The 26,656-nt window shown below is 42.3% G+C and carries 25 protein-coding genes and 1 pseudogene; 16 read left to right on the top strand and 10 right to left on the bottom strand.

The window, feature by feature from the left end:
• Positions 1-10: 10 nt before the first annotated feature.
• On the top strand, positions 11-1,918 hold the full coding sequence (locus tag M1D94_RS13505; protein WP_038829599.1) for a PTS fructose transporter subunit IIABC: 1,908 nt from the start codon (positions 11-13) through the stop codon (positions 1,916-1,918).
• 144 nt (positions 1,919-2,062) lie between these two features.
• Positions 2,063-2,644 carry a signal peptidase I sipT gene (gene sipT / locus M1D94_RS13500; protein WP_003232348.1) on the top strand — a complete coding sequence of 194 codons (582 nt, stop codon included), beginning with the start codon at positions 2,063-2,065 and terminating at the stop codon, positions 2,642-2,644.
• 33 nt (positions 2,645-2,677) lie between these two features.
• Here the strand turns inward: sipT and M1D94_RS13495 are convergent, their stop codons facing one another.
• A complete protein-coding gene (locus M1D94_RS13495; protein WP_003232345.1) occupies positions 2,678-2,947 on the bottom strand; it encodes a hypothetical protein in 270 nt (89 codons plus the stop codon).
• A gap of 180 nt (positions 2,948-3,127) precedes the next feature.
• Between M1D94_RS13495 and M1D94_RS13490 the strand changes: the two genes are divergently transcribed.
• Together M1D94_RS13490 and M1D94_RS13485 are read left to right on the top strand one after the other, a co-directional pair.
• A complete protein-coding gene (locus M1D94_RS13490; RefSeq protein ID WP_003232344.1) occupies positions 3,128-4,750 on the top strand; it encodes an ABC-F family ATP-binding cassette domain-containing protein in 1,623 nt (540 codons plus the stop codon).
• A gap of 57 nt (positions 4,751-4,807) precedes the next feature.
• Positions 4,808-5,719, top strand: coding sequence for a ketopantoate reductase family protein (locus M1D94_RS13485; RefSeq protein ID WP_103803558.1), 912 nt, complete (start codon positions 4,808-4,810; stop codon positions 5,717-5,719).
• A 33-nt stretch (positions 5,720-5,752) separates the two neighbouring features.
• Here M1D94_RS13485 and M1D94_RS13480 read toward each other — a convergent pair whose 3' ends face one another.
• The 3 genes from M1D94_RS13480 to mreBH all read right to left on the bottom strand — a co-directional run bounded on the left by M1D94_RS13480 (position 5,753) and on the right by mreBH (position 8,336).
• The gene (locus M1D94_RS13480; protein ID WP_003232341.1) at positions 5,753-6,985 is read right to left on the bottom strand and encodes an aminopeptidase; all 1,233 of its coding nucleotides are present in this window, start codon (positions 6,983-6,985) and stop codon (positions 5,753-5,755) included.
• 108 nt (positions 6,986-7,093) lie between these two features.
• Positions 7,094-7,228: a protein YkpC gene (locus M1D94_RS13475; RefSeq protein ID WP_003238865.1), complete on the bottom strand. Its 135-nt coding sequence runs from the start codon at positions 7,226-7,228 to the stop codon at positions 7,094-7,096.
• 100 nt (positions 7,229-7,328) lie between these two features.
• Positions 7,329-8,336, bottom strand: coding sequence for a cell shape-determining protein MreBH (gene mreBH, locus M1D94_RS13470; RefSeq protein ID WP_003245743.1), 1,008 nt, complete (start codon positions 8,334-8,336; stop codon positions 7,329-7,331).
• Positions 8,337-8,619: 283 nt separating this feature from the next.
• Between mreBH and abhA the strand changes: the two genes are divergently transcribed.
• The 5 genes and pseudogenes from abhA to ade all read left to right on the top strand — a co-directional run bounded on the left by abhA (position 8,620) and on the right by ade (position 13,833).
• Positions 8,620-8,898 (top strand): transcriptional regulator AbhA, encoded by a 279-nt coding sequence (abhA, locus tag M1D94_RS13465; protein WP_003244728.1) that lies wholly within the window; start codon positions 8,620-8,622, stop codon positions 8,896-8,898.
• A gap of 189 nt (positions 8,899-9,087) precedes the next feature.
• A complete protein-coding gene (gene kinC / locus M1D94_RS13460) occupies positions 9,088-10,374 on the top strand; it encodes a two-component sensor histidine kinase KinC (protein WP_003232333.1) in 1,287 nt (428 codons plus the stop codon).
• A gap of 15 nt (positions 10,375-10,389) precedes the next feature.
• Entirely contained in the window at positions 10,390-11,217 is an 828-nt protein-coding gene (locus M1D94_RS13455; RefSeq protein ID WP_085186118.1) for a gamma-glutamylcyclotransferase, read from the top strand.
• Positions 11,218-11,279: 62 nt separating this feature from the next.
• The gene (gene ktrC, locus M1D94_RS13450; protein ID WP_003222311.1) at positions 11,280-11,945 is read left to right on the top strand and encodes a Ktr system potassium transporter KtrC; all 666 of its coding nucleotides are present in this window, start codon (positions 11,280-11,282) and stop codon (positions 11,943-11,945) included.
• 155 nt (positions 11,946-12,100) lie between these two features.
• Positions 12,101-13,833: pseudogene (ade, locus tag M1D94_RS13445) on the top strand (adenine deaminase).
• 33 nt (positions 13,834-13,866) lie between these two features.
• Here the strand turns inward: ade and rnjA are convergent.
• Positions 13,867-15,534, bottom strand: coding sequence for a ribonuclease J1 (rnjA, locus tag M1D94_RS13440; protein WP_003245660.1), 1,668 nt, complete (start codon positions 15,532-15,534; stop codon positions 13,867-13,869).
• Positions 15,535-15,539: 5 nt separating this feature from the next.
• The gene (gene rnpZA / locus M1D94_RS13435; protein ID WP_003222303.1) at positions 15,540-15,749 is read right to left on the bottom strand and encodes an RNA polymerase subunit omega 1; all 210 of its coding nucleotides are present in this window, start codon (positions 15,747-15,749) and stop codon (positions 15,540-15,542) included.
• A gap of 386 nt (positions 15,750-16,135) precedes the next feature.
• Here rnpZA and M1D94_RS13430 point away from each other — a divergent pair, with 386 nt between their 5' ends.
• Positions 16,136-16,909: a Cof-type HAD-IIB family hydrolase gene (locus M1D94_RS13430; protein ID WP_021479366.1), complete on the top strand. Its 774-nt coding sequence runs from the start codon at positions 16,136-16,138 to the stop codon at positions 16,907-16,909.
• Positions 16,910-16,944: 35 nt separating this feature from the next.
• Here the strand turns inward: M1D94_RS13430 and def are convergent, their stop codons facing one another.
• Positions 16,945-17,499: a peptide deformylase gene (gene def, locus M1D94_RS13425; RefSeq protein ID WP_003245474.1), complete on the bottom strand. Its 555-nt coding sequence runs from the start codon at positions 17,497-17,499 to the stop codon at positions 16,945-16,947.
• A 109-nt stretch (positions 17,500-17,608) separates the two neighbouring features.
• Entirely contained in the window at positions 17,609-17,767 is a 159-nt protein-coding gene (locus M1D94_RS13420) for a YjcZ family sporulation protein (RefSeq protein ID WP_014476697.1), read from the bottom strand.
• Between the two features lie 213 nt (positions 17,768-17,980).
• On the opposite strand from M1D94_RS13420, the gene M1D94_RS13415 reads away from it, so the two are divergent.
• The 5 genes from M1D94_RS13415 (at position 17,981) to lpdA (ending at position 24,032) form a co-directional block, all read left to right on the top strand.
• Positions 17,981-18,652: a YkyA family protein gene (locus M1D94_RS13415; protein ID WP_021479365.1), complete on the top strand. Its 672-nt coding sequence runs from the start codon at positions 17,981-17,983 to the stop codon at positions 18,650-18,652.
• Between the two features lie 423 nt (positions 18,653-19,075).
• On the top strand, positions 19,076-20,191 hold the full coding sequence (gene pdhA / locus M1D94_RS13410; RefSeq protein WP_003222294.1) for a pyruvate dehydrogenase (acetyl-transferring) E1 component subunit alpha: 1,116 nt from the start codon (positions 19,076-19,078) through the stop codon (positions 20,189-20,191).
• A gap of 3 nt (positions 20,192-20,194) precedes the next feature.
• A complete protein-coding gene (gene pdhB, locus M1D94_RS13405; protein WP_014113660.1) occupies positions 20,195-21,172 on the top strand; it encodes a pyruvate dehydrogenase complex E1 component subunit beta in 978 nt (325 codons plus the stop codon).
• Positions 21,173-21,286: 114 nt separating this feature from the next.
• The gene (pdhC, locus tag M1D94_RS13400) at positions 21,287-22,615 is read left to right on the top strand and encodes a pyruvate dehydrogenase complex dihydrolipoyllysine-residue acetyltransferase (protein ID WP_103803449.1); all 1,329 of its coding nucleotides are present in this window, start codon (positions 21,287-21,289) and stop codon (positions 22,613-22,615) included.
• A gap of 4 nt (positions 22,616-22,619) precedes the next feature.
• Complete coding sequence (lpdA, locus tag M1D94_RS13395) at positions 22,620-24,032, top strand: dihydrolipoyl dehydrogenase (protein ID WP_003232309.1); 1,413 nt, start codon at positions 22,620-22,622, stop codon at positions 24,030-24,032.
• A 44-nt stretch (positions 24,033-24,076) separates the two neighbouring features.
• Here the strand turns inward: lpdA and slp are convergent, their stop codons facing one another.
• A complete protein-coding gene (gene slp, locus M1D94_RS13390) occupies positions 24,077-24,451 on the bottom strand; it encodes a peptidoglycan-associated lipoprotein Slp (protein WP_003245672.1) in 375 nt (124 codons plus the stop codon).
• 418 nt (positions 24,452-24,869) lie between these two features.
• Here slp and M1D94_RS13385 point away from each other — a divergent pair, with 418 nt between their 5' ends.
• Entirely contained in the window at positions 24,870-24,989 is a 120-nt protein-coding gene (locus tag M1D94_RS13385) for a GapA-binding peptide SR1P (protein ID WP_003232305.1), read from the top strand.
• A 39-nt stretch (positions 24,990-25,028) separates the two neighbouring features.
• Here M1D94_RS13385 and speA read toward each other — a convergent pair whose 3' ends face one another.
• Positions 25,029-26,501, bottom strand: coding sequence for an arginine decarboxylase (gene speA, locus M1D94_RS13380; protein WP_014479695.1), 1,473 nt, complete (start codon positions 26,499-26,501; stop codon positions 25,029-25,031).
• Positions 26,502-26,656: the final 155 nt, after the last annotated feature.

Raw genomic sequence — 26,656 nt, 5'->3', positions numbered from 1 at the left:
GGAAACACAAGTGAAAATAACTGAGCTTTTAACGAAGCATACGATAAAGCTTAATATTGAGAGCAAAGAAAAAGAAAATGTTATTGACGAAATGGTCACTGTTCTTGATAAGGCTGGAAAGTTAAATGACCGACAAGCCTATAAAGAAGCCATTTTAAATCGCGAAAGCCAAAGCTCCACGGGTATCGGTGAAGGAATCGCTATCCCCCATGCGAAAACGGCAAGCGTTATCAACCCGGCGATCGCGTTCGGACGTTCAAAAGACGGCGTCGATTATGAATCATTAGACGGCCAGCCGGCTCACTTAGTGTTCATGATCGCGGCGACTGAAGGCGCAAACAACACTCACCTTGAAGCATTGTCAAGACTTTCAACGCTGTTAATGCGTGAAGAAATCCGTAAGCAGCTCCTTGAAGCTGAGTCTGAAGATGCCATCATCGACATTATTAATCAGCACGATAAAGATGATGACGAAGAGGAAGAAGAAGAAGAAGCGGCACCAGCACCTGCCGGAAAAGGAAAAATTTTAGCGGTTACTGCATGTCCGACAGGTATTGCCCATACATTCATGGCTGCGGATGCCCTTAAAGAAAAAGCGAAAGAGCTTGGAGTGGAAATTAAGGTCGAAACAAATGGGTCAAGCGGCATTAAGCACAAGCTCACTGCCCAAGAAATCGAAGATGCCCCTGCAATCATTGTCGCAGCGGACAAGCAGGTTGAAATGGAACGTTTTAAAGGCAAGCGCGTACTTCAAGTTCCTGTAACGGCGGGTATCAGACGTCCGCAAGAGCTTATCGAAAAAGCGATGAATCAAGATGCGCCGATTTATCAAGGCAGCGGCGGCGGTTCAGCAGCTTCAAACGACGATGAAGAAGCGAGAGGCAAGTCTGGAAGCGGTATCGGAAACGCGTTTTATAAGCACCTGATGAGCGGTGTCAGCAACATGCTTCCGTTCGTAGTCGGCGGCGGTATTCTCGTTGCGATTTCATTCTTCTGGGGAATTCACTCTGCTGATCCGAATGATCCTAGCTACAACACGTTTGCAGCAGCATTAAACTTTATCGGCGGCGACAATGCATTAAAACTGATTGTTGCAGTTCTGGCCGGTTTCATTGCGATGAGTATTGCAGATCGTCCTGGTTTTGCGCCTGGTATGGTCGGCGGTTTTATGGCTACTCAAGCGAATGCTGGATTCTTAGGCGGCTTAATTGCCGGATTCCTTGCCGGTTATGTTGTGATTTTACTGAAAAAAGTATTTACGTTTATCCCTCAGTCACTTGATGGATTAAAACCTGTTTTGATTTACCCGCTGTTCGGTATTTTTATCACTGGCGTATTAATGCAATTTGTCGTCAATACACCTGTAGCGGCATTTATGAATTTCTTAACAAACTGGCTTGAAAGCCTTGGTACTGGAAACCTTGTGTTAATGGGTATTATCTTGGGCGGCATGATGGCGATCGATATGGGTGGCCCGCTTAATAAAGCAGCCTTTACGTTCGGTATCGCCATGATCGATGCAGGCAACTATGCGCCTCATGCAGCAATCATGGCCGGCGGTATGGTTCCTCCGCTTGGTATCGCACTTGCAACAACCATTTTCAGAAACAAATTCACTCAGCGTGACCGTGAAGCTGGTATTACATGCTATTTCATGGGAGCTGCTTTTGTAACAGAGGGAGCGATCCCATTTGCTGCGGCTGATCCGCTTCGCGTCATACCAGCTGCTGTAGTCGGTGCAGCTGTTGCCGGCGGATTAACTGAATTCTTCCGAGTAACGCTTCCGGCGCCTCATGGAGGAGTATTCGTAGCTTTCATTACAAACCATCCGATGCTTTACCTTTTAAGTATCGTGATCGGTGCTGTCGTGATGGCAATTATCCTCGGTATCGTCAAAAAACCTGTTACAGAAAAATAAGAAAAAAAGCGTCCTTGGTTCGAAAGGACGCTTTTTCTTATCCGGCCGGCAGGGAGCGCGGTTAAGTTATGTATTTTATTCTTTTTTATGATAAAGTAAAAGAAGAGAAACAACTGACATAGCAATTGTCTAGGAGGAAACACTTTGACCGAGGAAAAAAATACGAATACTGAGAAAACGGCGAAGAAAAAAACCAATACGTACCTGGAATGGGGTAAAGCGATTGTCATCGCTGTTCTGCTGGCTCTCCTGATCCGTCACTTTTTGTTTGAACCGTATTTAGTTGAAGGTTCATCTATGTATCCCACATTACATGACGGAGAAAGGCTGTTTGTGAATAAAACAGTCAACTATATCGGCGAGCTGAAGCGCGGAGATATCGTTATTATCAACGGTGAAACTTCTAAAATCCATTATGTAAAAAGATTGATCGGAAAGCCTGGAGAAACCGTTCAAATGAAGGATGACACGCTTTATATAAACGGTAAAAAAGTAGCCGAGCCTTACTTGTCTAAAAACAAGAAGGAAGCAGAAAAACTTGGTGTCAGTCTGACAGGAGACTTTGGACCGGTTAAGGTTCCGAAAGGCAAATACTTTGTCATGGGAGATAACCGGCTGAATTCTATGGACAGCCGAAACGGGCTGGGACTGATCGCGGAAGATCGAATTGTCGGCACATCGAAGTTTGTCTTTTTCCCGTTTAACGAAATGCGTCAAACAAAATAAAAACGCCTTGCTGGCCTAGGACAGCAGGCGTTTTTATTTTGAAAAAGAAGCGACCAATGCAATGCATAAAACCGTGATGAACACTGAACCGATAATAGCTAGCACACTGAAGAAAAGGTGAACCTGTTTGTTCTCTTTTCCGCGCTTTTCTAAAAGCCGTTTAGAAAAAATGTGTGAAAATATGTAAATAAGGGCTATGCCTATATATAAGCCGATATCTTTGGCGGTAAAGCCTGTTACGGCAAGGTAAAAGCCCGTAAAAAAGATCAGTAAGCAATATTCAGTAAGTGTTAAAAGCCTCAACGTGTTCCTCCATGAGAGTGTGTAATTTTCCGAGCGGATGCATTCTCTCTCTTTAATTGTAACACAGCTGGCTGGTTTGGGTGTATAAGTGTTTTCTCTCTGTTTTATCAGGGAATCATTTCTCTTGCCCTGCATTCATGGTATACTTTTATTGATGATAGACATGATGGAGGATAATAAATGATTGCTGTAAATAATGTAAGCTTGCGGTTTGCGGATCGCAAGTTATTTGAAGATGTTAATATTAAATTTACCCCAGGCAACTGCTATGGGTTAATTGGTGCAAACGGTGCCGGTAAATCAACGTTTCTAAAGGTGCTGTCAGGCGAAATCGAGCCTCAGACAGGCGACGTGCATATGAGTCCTGGCGAGCGTCTTGCCGTCTTGAAGCAGAACCATTTTGAGTACGAAGAGTATGAAGTGCTGAAAGTGGTCATTATGGGCCACAAACGCCTGTATGAAGTCATGCAGGAGAAAGACGCTATTTACATGAAGCCTGATTTCTCAGATGAGGATGGGATTCGTGCTGCTGAGCTAGAAGGTGAATTTGCGGAACTGAACGGTTGGGAAGCGGAAAGTGAAGCTGCGATCCTGTTAAAAGGCCTTGGTATCTCAGAAGATCTGCACACAAAAAAGATGGCAGACCTCGGCGGTTCGGAGAAGGTAAAAGTTCTCTTGGCACAGGCATTATTCGGCAAGCCGGATGTTCTGCTCCTCGATGAGCCGACGAACCACTTGGACCTTCAGGCAATCCAGTGGCTTGAAGAGTTTCTGATTAACTTTGAAAACACAGTTATTGTCGTATCCCATGACCGCCACTTCTTAAATAAAGTATGCACGCACATTGCCGACCTTGATTTTAACAAAATTCAAATCTATGTCGGAAACTATGATTTCTGGTACGAGTCAAGCCAACTGGCGTTAAAGCTTTCTCAAGAAGCGAACAAGAAAAAAGAAGAGCAGATTAAACAGCTTCAAGAGTTTGTCGCTAGATTCAGCGCCAATGCGTCTAAATCTAAGCAGGCTACATCAAGAAAGAAACTTCTCGAAAAAATCACGCTGGATGATATTAAACCGTCTTCCCGCCGCTATCCTTATGTTAACTTCACGCCGGAACGGGAAATCGGAAATGATGTTCTTCGCGTGGAAGGCTTAACAAAAACAATTGATGGCGTAAAGGTGCTTGACAATGTCAGCTTTATTATGAATCGAGAAGATAAAATTGCTTTCACTGGCCGAAACGAACTTGCTGTTACTACGCTGTTTAAAATCATTTCCGGGGAAATGGAAGCTGACAGCGGAACGTTTAAATGGGGTGTTACCACATCTCAGGCGTATTTTCCAAAAGACAACAGCGAATATTTCGAAGGCAGTGATCTGAACCTTGTAGACTGGCTTCGCCAATATTCTCCGCACGACCAAAGTGAGAGCTTTTTACGCGGCTTCTTAGGACGCATGCTGTTCTCTGGAGAGGAAGTCCACAAAAAAGCAAACGTACTCTCCGGGGGAGAAAAGGTCCGCTGTATGCTGTCGAAAGCGATGCTTTCTGGCGCCAATATTTTAATTTTGGATGAGCCAACTAACCATTTAGACCTAGAGTCCATTACAGCGCTCAATAACGGCTTAATCAGCTTTAAAGGCGCTATGCTGTTTACTTCCCATGACCATCAGTTTGTGCAGACCATTGCCAACAGAATTATAGAAATTACACCTAACGGCATCGTCGATAAGCAAATGAGCTATGACGAGTTCCTTGAAAATGCTGATGTGCAGAAAAAATTGACTGAACTATACGCGGAATAAAAAAAGCAGAGATTTCTCTGCTTTTTTTGATACCTAAATATGAAAGGAGATCACAACATGAAATTTTTAGTTGTCGGAGCAGGTGGAGTAGGTGGGTATATTGGCGGACGGCTTTCGGAGAAAGGAAATGATGTGACATTTCTCGTGCGCCAAAAACGAGCTGAGCAGCTGAAAAAAACCGGGCTTGTCATCCATAGTGAAAAAGGGAATGTATCATTTCAGCCCGAACTAATCAGTGCCGGAGAAACAGGGCAATTTGATGTCGTTATCATTGCTTCTAAAGCATACTCGCTTGGCCAAGTGATAGACGATGTCAAACCATTTATCCATCAGGAATCTGTCATTATCCCTTTTTTAAATGGGTACCGCCACTATGAGCAGCTATTTGCGGCATTTTCAAAAGAACAGGTGCTGGGCGGCCTGTGTTTTATAGAAAGTGCTTTAGACAACAAAGGAGAAATTCATCATACGAGCACATCGCATCGTTTTGTATTTGGAGAATGGAACGGCGAGCGTACGGAGCGGATAAGAGCGCTTGAAGAGGCATTTTCAGGTGTGAAGGCTGAAGTCATCATTAGCGGGCATATCGAGAAGGACATTTGGAAAAAGTATCTCTTTATTGCAGCGCAAGCGGGGATCACAACGTTATTTCAACGACCGCTTGGCCCAATCCTCGCCACAGAAGCCGGACGTCACACGGCCCAAACTCTTATTGGGGAAATTTGCGCTGTTTTACGAAAAGAAGGTGTTCCGGCTGATCCGGATCTTGAGGAAGAGAGCTTTCGTACGATGACCAGCATGTCTTATCATATGAAGTCCTCCATGCTTCGGGATATGGAAAACGGCCAAACGACAGAAGGCGACCACCTGCATGGATTTTTGCTTGAAAAAGCTAAACGTTTATCTCTCGCTGCACCAGTATTAGAAACAGTTTATGCGAATCTGCAAATGTATGAAGCAGAAAAATAAAAAAAGGAGGCGGAAAAGCCTCCTTTTATTTACTTAAAAAGCCCAATTTCCGTTTCTGAAGATAGGCTCTCTTTTCCCGTCTGCCGTAATTCCGTCAATATTCATATCCTTAGAACCGATCATAAAGTCCACGTGTGTAATGCTCTCATTTAGGCCTTCTTTGACAAGCTCTTCACGAGACATCTGCTTTCCGCCTTCAATATTAAAGGCATAGGCGCTTCCGATCGCCAAATGATTTGACGCGTTTTCATCAAACAGCGTGTTATAGAAAAGAATGTTTGATTGTGATATAGGCGAATCGTAAGGAACAAGTGCCACTTCACCTAAATAGTGAGAACCTTCATCTGTTTCCACCAGTTCTTTTAAAATATCCTCACCTTTTTCAGCTTTAATGTCGACTATACGGCCATTTTCAAACGTCAGGGTGAAATTTTCAATAATATTTCCGCCGTAGCTTAATGGTTTTGTGCTTGATACCACACCGTCAACCCCGTCTTTTTGCGGCAGCGTGAACACTTCTTCTGTCGGCATATTGGCCATAAACTCATGGCCGCTTTCATTCACGCTTCCCGCACCTGCCCAAACATGCTTCCTAGGCAGCTTAATTGTTAAATCAGTTCCTTCAGCTTGATAATGTAAGGCAGCGTAATGTCTCTCGTTCAAATGGTCAACTTTTTCATGAAGATTTTGGTCATGATTGATCCACGCCTGAACCGGGTTGTCTTCATTTACGCGCGTCGCTTTAAAAATTTCTTCCCACAGAAGGTGGATCGCTTCCTCCTCTGATTTGCCAGGAAACACCTTGTGAGCCCAGCCTGCTGATGCCGCACCTACGACAGTCCAGCTGACTTTGTCTGATTGAATATATTGTCTGTATGTATGTAATGCTTTGCCTGCTGCTTTTTGGAATGCCGCAATCCGTTTGGAATCTATACCTTTTAGCAAGTCTGGGTTTGACGACACAACAGAAATGAAAGCAGCTCCATTTTTGGCAAGCTCTTCTCTGCCTTTTGCTTCCCATTCAGGATATTCTTCAAATGCTTCAAACGGCGCAAGTTCGTATTTTAATTTGGCGACTTCGTCATCCTGCCAATTCACGGTGACGTTTTTTGCGCCCTTTTCATATGCGTGTTTTACAATTAAACGGACAAAATCCCGAACGTCTGTTGAAGCATTTACGACTACATACTGGCCTTTTTGAACATTAACGCCGACTTCTACCGCCAGCTGTGCATATGTATTTAATTTCTGTGAAAATGAATCCATGAATCATTCCTCCAAGCTTTTTTCTCATCATATCAAATATGATCCTATAAAGGAAAGAAGGAGCCCAAAGTGAAAAACCCAAAACGACACGTCTTGGGTTTTTCAATATTATGGATGATTCAGTTTTACAGTGCCGCCTGCAGGCGAATGAGGCATATTTGCCAAAGAAATGCTCATGCCTCCAAGAATAATTCCGCTTAAAATGGCTGCGATCGCTACTCTTCTTCCTAAATCTCTTAGCATCTGTTTCCTCCTTAACGTTTCTCCATTTCCTACAATATGAAGGAAGTGAGGAAAAAAGAAGCAAGAAATTTGCCGCGTGTGAGAATTTTGCGGGTAAAGACTATTTAATTGCCTTTTGCAGCTTATCAATCACTTCTAAAGAACGGCCTGTGCCGATTGCTACAGATTCAAGCGGGTTTTGCGCCACGTGTACAGGCACGACAATCTCTTCTGTGAGCCATTCTTTAATTCCATTAAGGAGCGCGCCGCCGCCTGTTAAAATAACGCCGCGATCAACAATATCTCCGCTCAATTCAGGCGGACAGTCCTCAAGTGTCGCTCTGATGGCTTCAAGAATATGCAGGAGGGATTCACGCATTGCATCTTGAATTTCGTTGGATTGAAGCATAATGGTTTTTGGAAGACCTGTCACGAGGTCGCGTCCCCGAATTTCCATTGCCTCTGGTATATGTTCAATCAGAGCATGGCCAATTTCCATTTTTACCTGCTCAGCTGTGCGTTCGCCGATCAGCAAATTGTATTTTTTACGGACGAAAGAAACGATATCCTCATCAAGCTGGTCTCCGCCGATCCTGATAGAATGGCAGGAAACAACGCCACCGAAGGAAATAATAGCGACCTCTGTCGTCCCTCCGCCGATATCTACTACCACATTGGCAACCGGCTCATCAACTGGTAAATCCGCTCCGATGGCGGCTGCAACTGGCTCTTCGATTAAATGAACGTTTTTCGCGCCGCAATTTTTCACCGCATCACTGATGGCGCGGCGTTCTACTGCTGTTGAGCCTGATGGTGTGCAAACGACTACGTTCGGTTTTCTGAACGACATGCCGATGCTTTTTGCGGCTTTTTTCATAATGTGCTTTAGCAGGTCAGTTGTCATATCATAGTCTGCGATCACGCCATCTTTCATCGGTCTGACAGCGACAATTTTTCCCGGTGTTTTACCGATCATGTTTTTCGCATCAGCTCCGATTGCAAGCACTGCTTTTGTCGTCGTATCCACTGCGACAACAGATGGTTCATTTAGGATAATCCCTTTATTTTTGCTGTAAACAAGTATATTAGCTGTTCCTAAGTCAATCCCGATTTCAGTTGATTGAAACATGTTTTCACCCAATCTCTATCCTAATTTAATATGATTCTACATTTAAAGTTTCTCAGAAATACTGCGATTTTTGGGGGTGTGCGTCGGTAAAGAAATGTTTTTGTAAAAAATCAAGGAACTGTGTAACAGAAGTAATACATTTTTCGGTTTTATGGAAAAAATATCTTGTAATTCTTATAGAAAGCGGGAAACTTTTTCAAAGTTTCATTCGTCTACGATATATTGAGGTACATCCTTAAAACATTACATGAGAAAAGAAACATTTAAAGGAAGAAGGGTTTTTATGAAATCAATAGGTGTTGTGAGAAAAGTAGATGAATTAGGCCGCATTGTCATGCCGATTGAGTTGAGACGGGCATTGGATATTGCCATAAAAGACAGCATTGAGTTTTTTGTTGACGGAGATAAAATTATCTTGAAAAAGTACAAACCTCATGGCGTTTGTTTAATGACTGGAGAAATCACTTCAGAAAATAAAGAATACGGCAACGGTAAAATTACGCTAAGCCCTGAGGGTGCACAGCTGCTTCTCGAAGAAATTCAAGCCGCTTTAAAAGAATAAAATTATGCTAAAAAAGGCGGAGTGATATCATCTCCGCCTTTTTTGCGTGCCAATTTTTGATTACCGCCGCCTAAGATAAGACATCAAGATATTTGGTAATGAATGATTTGGGATACTTTACATATTTTACTCAATTATTTGTCGAAGAATGGTACAATAAGTAGAGAAACACAAGCGGCAGGTGGTCATATGAGAAAATATCAAGCGCGTATCATTTCCATCATTTTGGCAATGATTTTTATAATGTTTTGGGATTATTTATTTTATTTTATAGGCAAAAACCCGATTAATTGGCCTGTTGATATTGTGTATACTGCAGTCACGCTGGTAAGTGTCTGGATGCTGGCTTATTATATTGATGAGAAACAGCAGCTGGTTAAGAAAATGAAGGATAACGAATGGAAGTATAAACAGCTTTCAGAAGAAAAAAACCGCATCATGGATAATTTGCAGGAAATCGTATTTCAAACGAATGCAAAAGGCGAAATTACATATTTAAACCAAGCGTGGGCATCAATAACCGGCTTTTCAATCAGTGAATGTATGGGAACGATGTATAATGATTACTTCATAAAAGAAAAGCACGTAGCCGACCACATTAACACCCAAATTCAAAACAAAGCGTCTTCTGGCATGTTTACGGCAAAATACGTGACAAAAAACGGCACGATTTTTTGGGGAGAAGTTCATTATAAACTTTACTATGACCGGGATGACCAATTTACAGGCAGCCTGGGTACAATGTCAGATATCACTGAGCGGAAAGAGGCTGAAGATGAGCTCATTGAGATTAATGAACGGCTGGCGAGAGAATCCCAGAAACTATCAATCACAAGTGAACTTGCCGCAGGTATTGCTCATGAGGTCAGAAACCCTTTAACATCTGTCAGCGGTTTCCTCCAGATTATGAAAACACAATATCCGGACAGAAAAGACTATTTTGACATCATCTTTTCAGAGATTAAAAGAATTGATTTAGTGCTCAGCGAGCTGCTGCTGCTTGCAAAACCGCAGGCAATCACATTTAAAACACACCAGCTTAATGAGATCTTGAAACAAGTCACGACATTGCTTGATACCAATGCAATTCTGTCCAATATCGTCATAGAGAAAAATTTTAAAGAGACAGATGGCTGTATGATTAATGGAGACGAAAATCAGCTGAAGCAGGTCTTTATCAACATCATTAAAAACGGAATTGAGGCAATGCCAAAGGGCGGTGTCGTAACCATTTCAACTGCTAAAACCGCCTCTCATGCAGTGATAAGCGTAAAGGATGAAGGAAACGGCATGCCGCAGGAAAAGCTGAAGCAGATTGGCAAACCTTTTTATTCAACAAAAGAAAAGGGCACTGGACTGGGACTTCCCATTTGTTTGAGAATCCTGAAGGAACATGACGGGGAATTGAAAATCGAAAGTGAAGCTGGAAAAGGCAGCGTCTTTCAAGTGGTTTTGCCTTTAAAATCAGACAGCTGAGAGGAGAAAAATAAAGTGAACTCGCTTCTGTTTGTATACGGGACATTAAGAAAGCATGAAAAAAACCATCATTTGCTGGCACAATCGGCATGTATTAATGAGCAGGCGAGAACAAAGGGAAGTTTGTTTGCTGCAAAAGAGGGGCCCACAGCTGTTTTAAATGGTGAAGGCTATATATACGGCGAAGTATATGAAGCAGATGAATTGTGTATACATAAGCTCGATCAATTTTTTCAAGGATATCATAAACAAACGGTGTTTGTAGAAACGGATGTCGGGATTAAAAATGCGCTTATTTATTTTATGAACAAAGACGGGTTTGCCGGCTTTACGAAAATAAGCAGCGGCGACTGGAAAGAACATCAGATGATCAGCAAATCGAAAAATCCCATTTATTATTTTGCCTATGGATCATGCATGGATAATGCCCGCTTTCAAAAAGCGGGAGTCGATCACTATTTTCAAGATCCAGTAGGAAGAGCTGTTTTAAAAGGATACACAACCCGCTTCACGCTAAAAAGGGATGACGGTTCAAGAGCGGACATGTTGGAAGACGGAGGAACAACAGAAGGCGTTTTATACCGTATCCCTTATTCTGCTCTCTCCTATCTATATAAAAGGGAGGGCGTCGAATCTCTTACGTATCGGCCGGCATTTGTAGACGTTGAAGCTGGCGGTAGGCACTACAAAGACTGCTTAACCTTTCTCGTCCTCCAAAAAGAAGCGGAAATTGCCCCGCCTCAGCACTATCAGATTGAAATCGAACGCGGAGCGGAGCTGTATTTGTCGCCTGAGTTTACTGAAAAGCTCAAGCGGCATATGAATTCGCTGCCAAAAGGATAACACTGTAACAAAAGAATATGATAAAATTTGATCAATATCATGTCATATAAAGGAGCACCACGATGAAAAAAGAATTTGCGGTAATTGGGCTGGGCCGTTTTGGTGGCAGTATTTGCAAAGCATTAAGCGAAGAAGGCGTCGAGGTTATGGCAATGGATATCGATGAAGATAAAGTCAACGAGTATGCCAAGATTGCATCTCACGCAGTTATCGGTGATTCGACAGACGAATCTGTCCTGAAAAATTTAGGCCTGCGAAATTTTGACCACGTTATTGTAGCAATCGGGGAAAATATTCAAGCGAGTATTTTAACGACACTCATTCTGAAAGAACTTGGCGTCCATACGATTACAGTTAAAGCGCAGAACGATTATCACGAAAAAGTGCTGTCTAAAATTGGTGCGGATCACATCGTCCACCCAGAACGCGATATGGCAAAACGAATTGCGCATAATATCGTGTCCAACAATGTACTTGACTATTTGGAGCTGTCTGAAGAGCATAGTCTTGTTGAAATCGTAGCTAACAGCCGCCTGGCTGGAAATACACTTCTCGATTTAGATATTCGCGCAAAATACGGTATTAATATCGTAGCCATAAAAAGGGGCAAGGAAGTCATCGTATCACCGCTTGCAACCGAAGTCATCCACCAAGAAGATATACTCATTGTTATTGGATCAGTTACAGACATCTCCCGTTTTGAAAAAAGAGTTCTTCATACTAAATAGCAGTCAAATAAGCCGTCCTCAAAGGGCGGTTTTTCATATTATCAGAATATAACAACTTTAATGAACTGAGCGCCAATTTCTTAAAATTTCATTGACTAAGCACAGGCGTTCCGATAGCATATTGTACCATATAATAAAAAAGAGGAGGGGCCTATTTGAATAAAGAAGCGCTAGTCAATAGGCTGAATGCTTCAGCAAAAAGACAAAAAGCTGATATCGTCATTAGGAACGGAAAAATCATGGACGTATATAATCAAGAATGGATATATGAAGATATTGCGATTACAGATGGAGTTATTGTAGGCCTCGGTGAGTATGAAGGCGAAAATATTATTGATGCAGAGGGACAAATGATTGTTCCGGGTTTTATTGATGGACATGTACATATTGAGTCATCAATGGTTACACCGATTGAGTTCGCTAAAGCAGTGTTGCCTCATGGCGTGACGACGGTTGTTACAGATCCGCATGAGATCGCAAATGTGTCTGGTGAAAGAGGGATTGTGTTTATGCTTGAACAAGCTCGGCATACACCTTTGAATATCCATTTTATGCTTCCTTCCAGTGTGCCTGCCGCAAGTTTTGAGCGATCAGGCGCAATTCTCAAAGCTGCCGATCTCAAGCCTTTTTATGAAGAAGAAGAAGTATTAGGGCTGGCTGAAGTTATGGATTATGTGTCGGTTCAGCAGGCTGAAAAAGACATGGTTCAGAAACTGCTCGATGCCCGTGTTGCAGGAAAACGGATAGACGGTCATTTAGCTGGTTTATCAACAGACCTCATTAACATTTACAGAACCGCATTTGTCTTAAATGACCATGAAGTAACATCGAAGGAAGAAGCCCTTGATCGTATCAGAAGGGGCATGTATGTCATGATGCGTGAAGGATCTGTCGCCAAAAACACGCTCAATGTGCTGCCGGCGGTGAATGAAAAGAACGCACGCCGGTTCTTTTTTGTACGGATGATAAGCATGTGGATGATTTATTGTCAGAGGGAAGTGTAAACCATCAGGTGAAAATGGCGATTCAAGCTGGACTTGATCCGTTTTTAGCCTATCAATTAGGAAGCCTCAATGCGGCCGAATGCTACGGATTAGATACAAAGGGAGCGATTGCCCCGGGTTTTGACGCTGATTTGCTCTTTGTATCTGATCTGGAAAATGTCACTGTCACAATGACGATGATAAAAGGGCAGACTGTTGCTGAAGACAGCAAAGCGGTCTATCAGGATCATGCTTCAACTGCAGCACCAGATCAGGCACTGCTTGATTCTGTTAAGCTTGCTGCTCCTCTTAACAAACAGGATTTTCATATGCCAATCGATTCAGAGCAGCAGATCAATGTCATTCAAATCATACCAAATCAGCTTGAAACAAGATTAGTACAAGTTCCGGCTCCTGTTGCCCGCGAATTTGAGCCTGACACTGAGCTTGATTTATTAAAGATTGCAGTTGTTGAGCGGCATAAAGGATTAAAAGAAACCGGACTTGGCGTTGTGAAAGGTTTTGGATTCAAGAGCGGAGCGATTGCCACAACCATTTCACACGACTCCCATAATATTATTGCTGTCGGAACGAATGATGAGGATATCGCGGCGGCAGTTAATAAGCTGCAGGAAATTGGCGGAGGATCAACGATTATAAAAAATGGGGAAGAGCTCCATTCAGTACCGTTGCCGATTGCAGGGTTATTATCCGACCAATCTGCAGAGCAAGTGAATCAAAGCTTGCTGACGCTTCATGATAAATTGCCGTTAATCGGTTTCACAGGCGGATTTAATCCATTTTTGACATTGTCGTTTTTAGCGTTGCCTGTCATTCCTGATATTAAAATGACGACTACGGGCTTATTCGATGTAAAATCATTTCAACACATATCACTGCAATAAAAAGAGGCACTCACTTAGGGAGTGCCTCTTTTTTTAAACCTCCATAATGATCGGCAGGATCATTGGACGGCGCTTTGTTTTTTCGTACAAGAAAGGTGCAAGCGTGTCTGTAATCTCGTTTTTGATTTCAGACCATTGAGTCGTTTTTCGTTCCATTACTTTTTGTAAGTGATTTGAAATGAGCTCTTGAGCGTCGTTGATCAAGTCGCCAGATTCTCTCATGTACACAAATCCTCTGGAAATCAAATCTGGGCCCGCTGAAATCTTGAAGTCGTCCATGTCAATGCTGACAACAACGATGACAAGTCCTTCTTCAGAGAGAATTCTGCGATCACGAAGTACGATATTGCCAATATCACCGATACCGCTTCCGTCAATGTACACTGAACCGGACGGGATTTTTCCTGCAACTGAAGCCTCGTCGCCTTTAAGCGCTAATACTTCACCATTATCCATGATAAAGCAGTTTTCCTCTGGGATGCCACAATCTGTTGCAAGTTTGACATGCATCTTTTGCATTCTGTACTCACCGTGAATCGGCATGAAGAATTTAGGTTTGATTAAACGAAGCATCAGCTTCTGTTCTTCCTGTCCGCCGTGACCGGATGTATGGATATCGTTAAGAGGGCCATGAATAACCTCAGCACCCGCACGATACAGCTGGTTGATTGTTCGACTCACGCTGATTGTGTTGCCTGGGATAGGGGATGAAGAAAATACGACTGTATCCCCAGGATTGATTGAAATTTGGCGGTGTGTGCCGTTTGCAATTCTTGATAACGCCGCCATTGGTTCTCCTTGGCTTCCTGTACATAAAATTGTTACTTTATTAGCAGGCATACGATTGATTTCGTTATGCTCAATAAACGTATTTTTAGGACAGTTAATATAACCGAGTGTCTGTCCAATTTCGATAGCCGATTCCATACTGCGTCCAAATACGGCAACTTTTCTTCCATTTTGTACAGCAGCTTCAATTACCTGCTGCAAGCGGTGAATATTCGACGCAAATGTAGCGAAGATAATTCGGCCGTCCACCTTGCGGAAAATGTCATGAATGCTTTCTCCTACACGGCGCTCAGACATGGTAAACTCCGGATTTTCACTGTTTGTGCTGTCTGAAAGAAGGCACAAAACGCCTTCTTTACCGATTTCGGCCATTTTCGTTAAGTTTGCCGGCTCGCCGACTGGAGTAAAGTCGAATTTAAAATCCCCAGTATGTACGATGTTTCCGGGCGGCGTTTTTACAACAATGCCGTAGGAATCCGGAATACTGTGTGTTGTTCTGAAGAATGACACAGCCGTTTTGCGGAACTTTACAATATCATCCTCGCCGATAATGTTCAGTTTCGTCTGTCTTAATAATCCATGCTCTTCAAGTTTATTCCGAAGTAAGCCGATCGCGAGTTTTCCGCCGTATACAGGAATATTCACTTGTCTGAGCAGGTATGGAATACCGCCGATGTGGTCTTCGTGCCCGTGGGTGATAAAAAGCCCTTTAATTTTATCTTCGTTTTTGACTAAATACGTATAATCAGGGATGACGTAGTCAATTCCGAGCAGTTCGTCCTCGGGAAACTTGATCCCCGCATCAATCAGTACAATTTCATCCTGGAATTGCACCGCGTACGTATTTTTACCGATTTCGCCCAAACCTCCGAGGGCGAAAACAGCAGTCTGATCATTTTTTACAAATTTCATACCGCTCATAACTCCAATACTTTAAAATTTTCGCTCTGTTGTTCATATTCTAAGAATGCACCATCAACAGGTGTAATAAACTCAATATTAAATTTCTTTTCTTTCAGCTTTGTTCTGACGTCACGCTCAGATACGCCTTCAATATAAAGTGAATCTGTCTTTTCCCGAACAGGTACTTCGTCAGCCTTCTCTTGATAAAATACCTTATAAATCATTCCAAATCTCTCCTTAAATGCCGTATGTTAGACTCGCTCATTCTATTATATTCGAAAACGGAATATAAGGAAAGCCTTGAGCAAAATAAGGATCTCTCAAAAAGTGAAAGATCCCTTGTCAGGCAATTGCTTTCTTACGGAGCATTCCGTTCCATTGTCTTCTGAGTTTCTTTCTTAATTTACGCAGCATTAGCCAGTCCCTCCTTTAAATGAAAAATTTGTCCCAGAGTTCTTTTATACAAATAGTATACGGAGATTGAGGAAGACTTTTCGTGGTTATTAATGGAATTTAATATGATTTTTGAACGAAATTGTTTGCTGAATGACAATCTTTTTGTATGATGAGGGTGGGAATTGCAGACCAAGACGATAAAGGGGAAGTTGCGATGGATTCTAAATTAATCTTTTTTGATATTGACGGCACAATATATGATCATGATAAGAATATACCGGAAAGTACGAGAAAAACCGTGGCGGAGCTGCAGCGCCAAGGGCATCATGTGTTTATTGCCAGCGGCCGGTCTCCATTTTTGGTTAAGCCGATTTTGGAGGAGCTGGGCATCCACTCATTTATTTCCTACAATGGACAGTTTGTTGTCTTTGAAAATCAAGTGATTTATAAAAATCCGCTGCCTGAAGATGCAATCAGACGATTATTAAAGCAGGCGGATGAAGGCAAGCATCCTGTTGTGTTTATGGCCGAGGACACGATGAAAGCGACTGTTGCGGATCACCCTCATGTTCTCGAGGGAATCGGCAGCCTTAAAACCGATTACCCAGAGGCCGATGACCTTTTTTATGAAGGAAAAGAAATTTTTCAGCTTCTTTTATTTTGTCAGGATGAAGAAGAAAAAGCTTATGCCGCTTTTCCTGAGTTTGATCTAGTTCGCTGGCATGAGCTATCGACTGATGTTCTGCCGCACGGAGGTTCGAAGGCAGAAGGAATCAAAAAAGTGATTGAGCGTCTTCCGTTTGATATCGGCGATACATATGCTTTCGGCGACGGATTAAATGATCTGCAAATGATTGAATATGTAGGGACAGGCGTAGCTATGGGAAATGCTGTTCCCGAACTGAAAGAAATCGCGGACTTTGTAACAAAGCCGGTGGATGAAGATGGAATTGCATACGCTGTCAAAGAATTGGGCCTTTTAAAATAAAGAAACGGCTGGCATTGTGCCAGCCGTTTTTTCTTTTAGCGCTCAATTGCGATTGCATTTTCAGGTTCTTTGAAAGGATTTTCCTTATCAATATGATCATAGAACATAACGCCGTTCAAATGATCGATCTCATGCTGAAACACAATAGCCGGAAATCCTTTTAAACGAATATCAATATTTTCGCCTTCTAGTGTTGTTCCTTTTACTCTGATGCGAGCATAGCGGGGAACATAACCGGGAATCGCTTCATCTACAGAGAGGCAGCCCTCGCCGCTTGTTAAGTAGCTTTTTTCAACTGAATGGCTGACGATTTTAGGATTAAACAGAGCATAGCTGTATAATTTACCGGAAGCATCTTCCGCATGAACGGCGATCATTCGTTTTTTGATATTAATTTGAGGAGCTGCGAGCCCTACGCCAGGGCGCAGCTTGTATTTTTCGGCTAATTCCGGATTTTGGCTGTTTTTAACAAATTCGATCATGTCGGCCAGCTGCTGTTTTTCTGCATCAGTTGGAGGCAGCTCAACAGGTTCGGCAGTCTCTCTGAGGGCTGGATGGCCGTCACGTACGATGTTTTCCATAGTAATCAAGAAACTTCACTCCTAAAGCTTAATATGTAAATTATATCGGATTTCTTCACAAAGGTGCAACGAAACGAATGACCAGCCGTATATGGCTGGTCAATTTCATGCTGTGTGGTTAGCAACAGCCTCCGCCTAAATAAGCAGCTCCGACAATGATTAACAGAATGAATAAAACAACGATTAGCGCAAAGGTGCGGCCGTAGCCATATCCGTAGCCACCATATCCGTAACCACCATAACTGCAGCAGCCTCCGCCGTAACCATATCCATACATATTACATAACCTCCTCTTTTAATTACGCCAGAGCCTTTATAAGTAGGCATAGCGTCTAATATAACCTATGTAAAAACAAAAAAGTTGTATGGTCATCTGTCCTGATTTTTCACTTTTTTGATTTAATTTCAGTATTGCATTAATACAGCACGACTATTGCCAAATGTCCCCATGGATTCTATAGTAGAAATTGTCAAGATTGGGGGATTTAACGTGAAAGACGCAATAAAACGGCGGCCTGGAATGAAGATCGGAGCTTTTTGTGCCATGGCACTGATATTAACAGGATGCATGGGACAGGACCCGGTTGATTCACTTCATCATTCATTAGAAAAAGCCGCGGAATCGGAAAAGCCGTTTCAAGAAGAACAAAAAACACTCAAAGAATTAGAGGCCAAAGAAAATCAGCTTTACGATAGTGTTATGAAGCTCAATATGGATGATTATAAAAAAATTGTTGCTTTATCTGATAAGGCGCTTGAAAATGTCAGCAAGCGCGAAGAACACCTAAAGCTTGAAAATGACAGCATGAAAAAATCGGAAACGGAATTTGAGGAAGCAAAAACGTCAGCGGAACATATTAAGGAAAAAGACATAAAAGAAAAGGCCGATGCCGCAGCAAACCATATGGAGAAAAGATATACATCATATGGCACTATGTATAAAGAGTATAAAAAAGCGCTTGAGCTTAATAAAAAACTGTATATGCAGCTGAAAGACAAAGATTTGACAAGAGATGATCTGGATCAGCAGATCGATAAAGTCAATGCTTCTTATGAAAAGATCCTTAAATATAGCGGAGAATTTAATGAACAAACCGAAAAATATAATAAAGCCCGGGAAGATTTATATGATGCTGCAGGCTATCGTGTGAAAAAGAGCTGATTCGATCAGCTCTTTTTTTGAATGAAATGCGATTCGGATTTCGTTCAAAATTTTCATTTCTATTGTAGTACAGCATAGTAAGGTATACTAGTACAGTTTTGGGTGCGGTTGGCATCTGTTTTTTTGTTGAAAATGTAAAGCGAATACATTTATTGAAAATCAGCGATGAAAACGATTGACGGTTCTTCTTTATTTGGTGTAAACTAATCCATGTTAAGCGGTGTTGTATTAGTTTTTTACAACTTCGAAATAATACAGTTCAAAGCAGAGTGTAACTATCCTACATAAAAGGTTTTGGCAAACTGGGGATCGGCTAAAATATAATACGACTTACTGCTGATACTTTAGGGTACCCTAAGTTTGTATGTATAAAAGGAATGCACGTCTAATGACTGTTTAAAAGAAAGGAAGAGGTGACTTAGTATGGCTGCAAAAACGAAAAAAGCTATCGTTGACAGTAAGAAGCAATTTGATGCCATTAAAAAGCAGTTCGAAACGTTCCAAATTTTAAATGAAAAGGGAGAAGTCGTGAATGAAGCGGCGATGCCTGATTTAACTGATGATCAATTAAAAGAGCTAATGCGCCGCATGGTATTTACGCGTGTGCTTGACCAACGCTCTATCTCATTAAACCGTCAAGGACGTCTCGGATTTTACGCTCCTACTGCGGGTCAAGAAGCTTCTCAGATTGCAACGCATTTCGCGCTTGAAAAAGAAGACTTTGTTCTTCCTGGATACCGTGATGTGCCTCAGTTAATTTGGCACGGCCTTCCATTATATCAAGCGTTTCTTTTCTCTCGCGGACATTTCAGAGGAAACCAAATGCCTGATGATGTGAATGCCCTTTCTCCACAAATCATTATCGGTGCTCAATACATTCAAACTGCCGGTGTTGCGCTAGGTCTTAAAAAACGCGGTAAGAAAGCTGTCGCAATCACTTACACTGGTGACGGCGGAGCTTCTCAAGGGGACTTCTACGAAGGAATTAACTTTGCCGGAGCTTATAAAGCACCTGCAATCTTCGTGGTGCAAAACAACCGTTACGCGATTTCAACTCCTGTTGAAAAACAATCTGCAGCTGAAACAATTGCACAAAAAGCTGTAGCTGCCGGTATTGTCGGCGTACAAGTAGACGGAATGGATCCGCTTGCTGTATACGCAGCAACTGCTGAAGCACGCGAGCGTGCAATCAACGGCGAAGGTCCAACACTAATTGAAACACTTACATTCCGTTATGGCCCGCACACAATGGCTGGTGACGATCCTACTAAATATCGTACAAAAGAAATCGAAAATGAGTGGGAACAAAAAGATCCGCTTGTACGTTTCCGTGCGTTCCTTGAAAACAAAGGCTTATGGTCTGAAGAAGAAGAAGCCAAAGTAATTGAGGATGCGAAAGAAGAAATTAAGCAAGCGATCAAAAAAGCTGATGCTGAACCGAAGCAAAAAGTAACTGATTTAATGAAAATCATGTACGAAAAAATGCCTCACAACCTTGAGGAGCAATTTGAAATTTATACACAGAAGGAGTCGAAGTAAGCCATGGCGCAAATGACAATGATTCAAGCAATCACGGATGCGTTACGCACAGAACTGAAAAATGACGAAAATGTCTTAGTTTTCGGAGAAGACGTTGGTGTAAACGGCGGCGTATTCCGTGCGACAGAAGGATTGCAAAAAGAATTCGGTGAAGACCGTGTGTTTGACACGCCACTTGCTGAATCTGGTATCGGCGGTCTTGCCCTTGGTTTAGGCTTAAACGGCTTCCGTCCGGTAATGGAAATCCAATTCTTCGGATTTGTTTATGAAGTAATGGATTCAGTTTCTGGCCAAATGGCTCGTATGCGCTACCGTTCTGGCGGACGCTGGACTTCACCTGTAACAATTCGTTCTCCATTCGGCGGCGGTGTTCATACTCCTGAACTTCACGCTGACAGCTTGGAAGGTCTTGTTGCACAACAGCCTGGTATCAAAGTTGTGATTCCATCAACTCCTTACGATGCCAAAGGACTTTTAATTTCTGCGATCAGAGATAATGATCCTGTTGTCTTCTTAGAACACATGAAGCTTTACCGTTCTTTCCGTCAGGAAGTTCCTGAAGAAGAATACACAATTGAGCTTGGAAAAGCTGACGTGAAACGTGAAGGTACTGATCTTTCAATCATCACTTACGGCGCAATGGTTCATGAATCATTAAAAGCTGCTGAGGAGCTTGAAAAAGACGGCATTTCTGCTGAAGTTGTCGACCTTCGTACAGTAAGCCCACTTGATATCGATACAATTATCGCTTCTGTAGAAAAAACAGGACGCGCGATTGTCGTTCAAGAGGCACAAAAACAAGCCGGTATTGCTGCAAACGTAGTAGCAGAAATTAATGACCGTGCGATCCTGAGCTTGGAAGCACCTGTACTTCGCGTTGCAGCGCCAGATACAGTATTTCCTTTCTCTCAAGCGGAGAGCGTATGGCTTCCAAACCATAAAGACGTTCTTGAAACAGCAAGAAAAGTACTTGAATTTTAATCAAACTGCATAATCGAGAGGGAAGATGAACGTTTTCCCTCTATTATATATCTGTTTTCAATGCTTACGATGTAAACTTTAAAATTGCTTAATCAAACTAGGAGGTCGAGAACTGTGGCATTTGAATTTAAACTTCCAGATATCGGGGAAGGTATCCACGAAGGCGAAATCGTAAAATGGTTTGTCAAGCCTAACGACGAGGTAGACGAAGATGATGTACTGGCTGAAGTCCAAAATGATAAAGCAGTAGTAGAAATTCCTTCACCTGTTAAAGGAAAAGTATTAGAATTAAAAGTTGAAGAGGGAACGGTTGCAACTGTTGGACAAACGATTATTACGTTTGATGCACCTGGTTACGAAGATCTTCAATTTAAAGGCAGCGACGAGTCTGACGATGCGAAAACTGAAGCACAAGTTCAGTCAACTGCAGAAGCTGGACAAGACGTTGCGAAAGAAGAGCAAGCTCAAGAGCCTGCAAAAGCTACTGGCGCAGGGCAGCAGGATCAAGCTGAAGTTGACCCGAACAAACGCGTGATCGCTATGCCTTCCGTACGTAAATATGCTCGTGAAAAAGGCGTAGACATCCGTAAGGTTACTGGTTCAGGCAACAACGGACGTGTTGTAAAAGAAGATATCGACAGCTTTGTAAACGGAGGAGCGCAAGAAGCTGCACCGCAAGAAACAGCTGCACCACAAGAAGCAGCTGCTAAACCGGCTGCTGCACCAGCTCCAGAGGGCGAATTCCCAGAAACACGCGAAAAAATGAGCGGTATCCGTAAAGCAATTGCAAAAGCGATGGTTAACTCTAAACACACTGCTCCTCACGTAACGTTAATGGACGAAGTGGACGTAACAAACCTTGTTGCACATCGTAAACAGTTCAAACAAGTTGCTGCTGATCAAGGAATCAAGCTGACTTACTTGCCTTACGTTGTAAAAGCTCTTACATCTGCACTGAAAAAATTCCCTGTTTTAAACACGTCAATTGACGATAAAACAGATGAAGTTATTCAAAAACATTACTTCAACATCGGTATCGCTGCTGACACTGAAAAAGGCTTGCTTGTACCGGTTGTGAAAAATGCAGATCGTAAATCTGTCTTTGAAATTTCTGATGAGATCAATGGCCTTGCAACAAAAGCTCGTGAAGGCAAGCTTGCTCCAGCTGAAATGAAAGGCGCATCTTGCACAATTACAAACATCGGTTCTGCCGGCGGACAATGGTTCACTCCGGTTATCAACCATCCAGAAGTTGCGATTCTTGGTATCGGACGCATTGCAGAAAAAGCGATTGTTCGTGATGGCGAAATCGTAGCAGCTCCAGTCTTAGCTCTTTCTCTCAGCTTCGACCACCGTATGATCGACGGAGCAACTGCGCAAAATGCATTAAATCACATCAAGCGTTTACTGAACGATCCACAATTAATTTTAATGGAGGCGTAATGTTATGGTAGTAGGAGATTTCCCTATTGAAACAGATACTCTTGTAATTGGTGCGGGACCTGGCGGCTATGTAGCTGCCATCCGCGCTGCACAGCTTGGACAAAAAGTAACAGTCGTTGAAAAGGCAACTCTTGGAGGCGTTTGTCTGAACGTTGGATGTATCCCTTCAAAAGCGCTGATCAATGCAGGTCACCGTTATGAGAATGCAAAACATTCTGATGACATGGGAATCACTGCTGAAAATGTAACAGTTGATTTCACAAAAGTTCAAGAATGGAAAGCTTCTGTTGTCAACAAGCTTACTGGCGGTGTAGCAGGTCTTCTTAAAGGCAACAAAGTAGATGTTGTAAAAGGTGAAGCTTACTTTGTAGACAGCAATTCAGTTCGTGTTATGGATGAGAACTCTGCTCAAACATACACGTTCAAAAATGCAATCATCGCTACTGGATCTCGTCCTATCGAATTGCCAAACTTCAAATATAGTGAGCGTGTCCTGAATTCAACTGGCGCTTTGGCTCTTAAAGAAATTCCTAAAAAGCTCGTTGTTATCGGCGGCGGATACATCGGAACTGAACTTGGAACTGCGTATGCTAACTTCGGTACTGAACTTGTTATTCTTGAAGGCGGAGATGAAATTCTTCCTGGCTTCGAAAAACAAATGAGTTCTCTCGTTACACGCAGACTGAAGAAAAAAGGCAACGTTGAAATCCATACAAACGCGATGGCTAAAGGCGTTGAAGAAAGACCAGACGGCGTAACAGTTACTTTCGAAGTAAAAGGCGAAGAAAAAACTGTTGATGCTGATTACGTATTGATTACAGTAGGACGCCGTCCAAACACTGATGAGCTTGGTCTTGAGCAAGTCGGTATCGAAATGACGGACCGCGGTATCGTGAAAACTGACAAACAGTGCCGCACAAACGTACCTAACATTTATGCAATCGGTGATATCATCGAAGGACCGCCGCTTGCTCATAAAGCATCTTACGAAGGTAAAATCGCTGCAGAAGCTATCGCTGGAGAGCCTGCAGAAATCGATTACCTTGGTATTCCTGCGGTTGTTTTCTCTGAGCCTGAACTTGCATCAGTTGGTTACACTGAAGCACAGGCGAAAGAAGAAGGTCTTGACATTGTTGCTGCTAAATTCCCATTTGCAGCAAACGGCCGCGCGCTTTCTCTTAACGAAACAGACGGCTTCATGAAGCTGATCACTCGTAAAGAGGACGGTCTTGTGATCGGTGCGCAAATCGCCGGAGCAAGTGCTTCTGATATGATTTCTGAATTAAGCTTAGCGATTGAAGGCGGCATGACTGCTGAAGATATCGCAATGACAATTCACGCTCACCCAACATTGGGCGAAATCACAATGGAAGCTGCTGAAGTGGCAATCGGAAGTCCGATTCACATCGTAAAATAATTTTCATATCAAAAACAGCCCCGCTTTGAGCGAGGGCTGTTTTTTTATTTTGACAGCACATGCTGTAATGGTTTAATGATGTCTTCTTTCTTTTTCACACATCCCTCGATTTTCACCACGACATGGCGCTGATCAACAACCATAAGGGTAGGGACAGTTTCAATCTCATCTTCCCAGCCTTCTTTTTTATCATAGACCTTCATTTTATCTATTTGCTCGGGATAATCTTTTTCTAAATCAAGCAGTGCATCGTAATAAGGCGCTTCCTGGTCTATTTGGTTCTCATCAGAAAAAAACAGGATTTGTGTATGATGAATGTTGTCAATCCGGCTTTTTTTCATCGGATTGATGGTGGAAAGCGTACAGCCCGATAAAGCAAATACTATTATCAGCATGGGGAATACCGCGCGATATCGCATCTATCTTCTCCTCTGTATAAACAGTAGTTAACTAGCTTTAGTTTATCACGAGAGGCGGCTTAATCTGCTTCTTGTTACCTAATTGTTATATAATTGAAACCGTTTTTAAAGTGAGATTACATATTATATCAATCGTTTAAAATAGCAACCTGGGGTATATTGAATTTTTTGCTGCATTCTTGGATGAAAGTTCAAGAAAACGTGCAATTACATTATGTGCTGTGGCATATATATCGAGTAAAGCTTCTGTATGAAGAAGATATTGTATGATGGAAAATGGAAAAACAAGGTGAATATGATGAGATGAAATAAAATGTGTTATACAGTTTGTTGTTGACATTTTAAATGTGACATATTAATATAATAACAACAAAAGAAATTAAGCGTTTTCAAATTTCAAAGAAATGGGGAATAAGAGATGGGTACGATTGTTTGCCAAGATTGCAACGAAGCCATTCATTACTTTGAAGATGAGAAAGTGACAACATTATACGGAACATGCTGCGGACAATGTCAATGTCCTGTTGATGAAGAGTAAAAAAAAGCATGCGGCTTAAAGCCGCATGCTTTTTATTTTTTATTGAATTGCTTTTTGTTCTTTGATGACTCGGATCATATGTAAAGTCGAGTCCTCAGGTCCTTGAACAGGGAGGCCTGCGTCAAGGTTTTTAAAAATGTAGCTGATGTTTTCTTCTGTAATAATTTCTCCTGGGATGAAGATTGGAATACCAGGCGGATATACCATGACAAATTCAGCAATAATCCGTCCGGATGCTTCTTTTAATGGGATGACTTCCGTATTTGCATAGAAAGCATCACGCGGAGTCATTGCCAATAAAGGTATTTCTGGAAGCAGAACCTCAGTTTGCTGATGTGTTACATCTTGTTCTGACATTTGCTGTGCGATCTCAGTTAAAGCCTCTACAAGCCGGTCTGCATCATTTTGGCTGTCACCAGGAGTGAAAATACACAAAATATTGTACAAATCAGAAAGCTCAACCTCAATATTAAAGGATTCACGAAGCCATTTTTCCACGTCATGTCCTGTCAGGCCAAGACTTTTCACAGAGATAATCAATTTTGTCGGATCATAGCTGTAAGCTGCTTTCGACCCAAGAATCTCAGAACCGACACAATAAATGCCTTCAATCTGGTTGAGGCGATCTCTCGTCTGATTGGCAAGCTTTAGTGTTTCCTCAGCAAGCTGGTGGCCTTCTGTTGCAAGGCGTTTTCTGGCAACATCCAAAGAAGCAAGAAGCAAGTAAGAAGTTGACGTAGTTGTCAGCATGCTCAGTATTGATTGCACTCTGTCTTTTGATACAAGGCCCTCTCTCATGTTTAAAATCGAACTTTGCGTGAGTGATCCGCCCAGCTTGTGTACACTTGTCGCTGCTATGTCCGCTCCTGCCTGCATAGCCGATAGCGGCAATTCGTCGTGAAAATGAATGTGAACGCCGTGTGCTTCATCGACAAGCACTGGCACATCAAACGAATGAGCGAGTTCTACGATGCTTTTTAAGTCGGCTGCAACACCGAAATATGTCGGGTTGATGACGAGAAGCCCTTTTGCATCCGGATGTTCGGTAAGCGCCCGTTTAGCAGATTCAAGTGTAATGCCGTGGGAGATGCCCAATTCATTGTCAATTTCAGGATGAATAAAAATTGGAACCGCTCCGGAAAATACAATAGCTGTCATAATTGATTTATGAACATTTCTTGGAATAATAATTTTATCACCAGGTCCGCAAACAGCCATTACCATTGTCATAATGGCGCCGCTTGTTCCTTGAACAGAAAAAAATGTATGATCCGCTCCAAATGCTTCAGCAGCCAGATCTTGTGCTTGTTTAATAATGCCTTTTGGCGCGTGCAGATCGTCTAATGGTTCAATATTAATTAAATCTATGCTTAACGCGTTTTCACCGATAAATTGTCTGAATTCTGGGTCCATTCCTGCCCCTTTTTTATGGCCGGGAATGTGGAATTGAACAGGCTGTCTGCTTGCATGCTTTTTCAGTCCTGTGTATAAGGGTGTTTCATGTTGCGACAATTGTTTTCCCACCTTTGTAATCATACCTATGCATAATAGTGTGTATTAAAATCAGTTTCTCAACCGTTTTTTAGACGTAAAACAAATGAATTATATTATGAACTTGAAAGAATGTAAAGAACAATTTATGATCAAATGAAGATGCTTTCTCTTAA

The sequence above is a fragment of the Bacillus sp. JZ109 genome (assembly GCF_053903135.1).
This window is presented reverse-complemented; position numbering and strand designations above follow the sequence as displayed.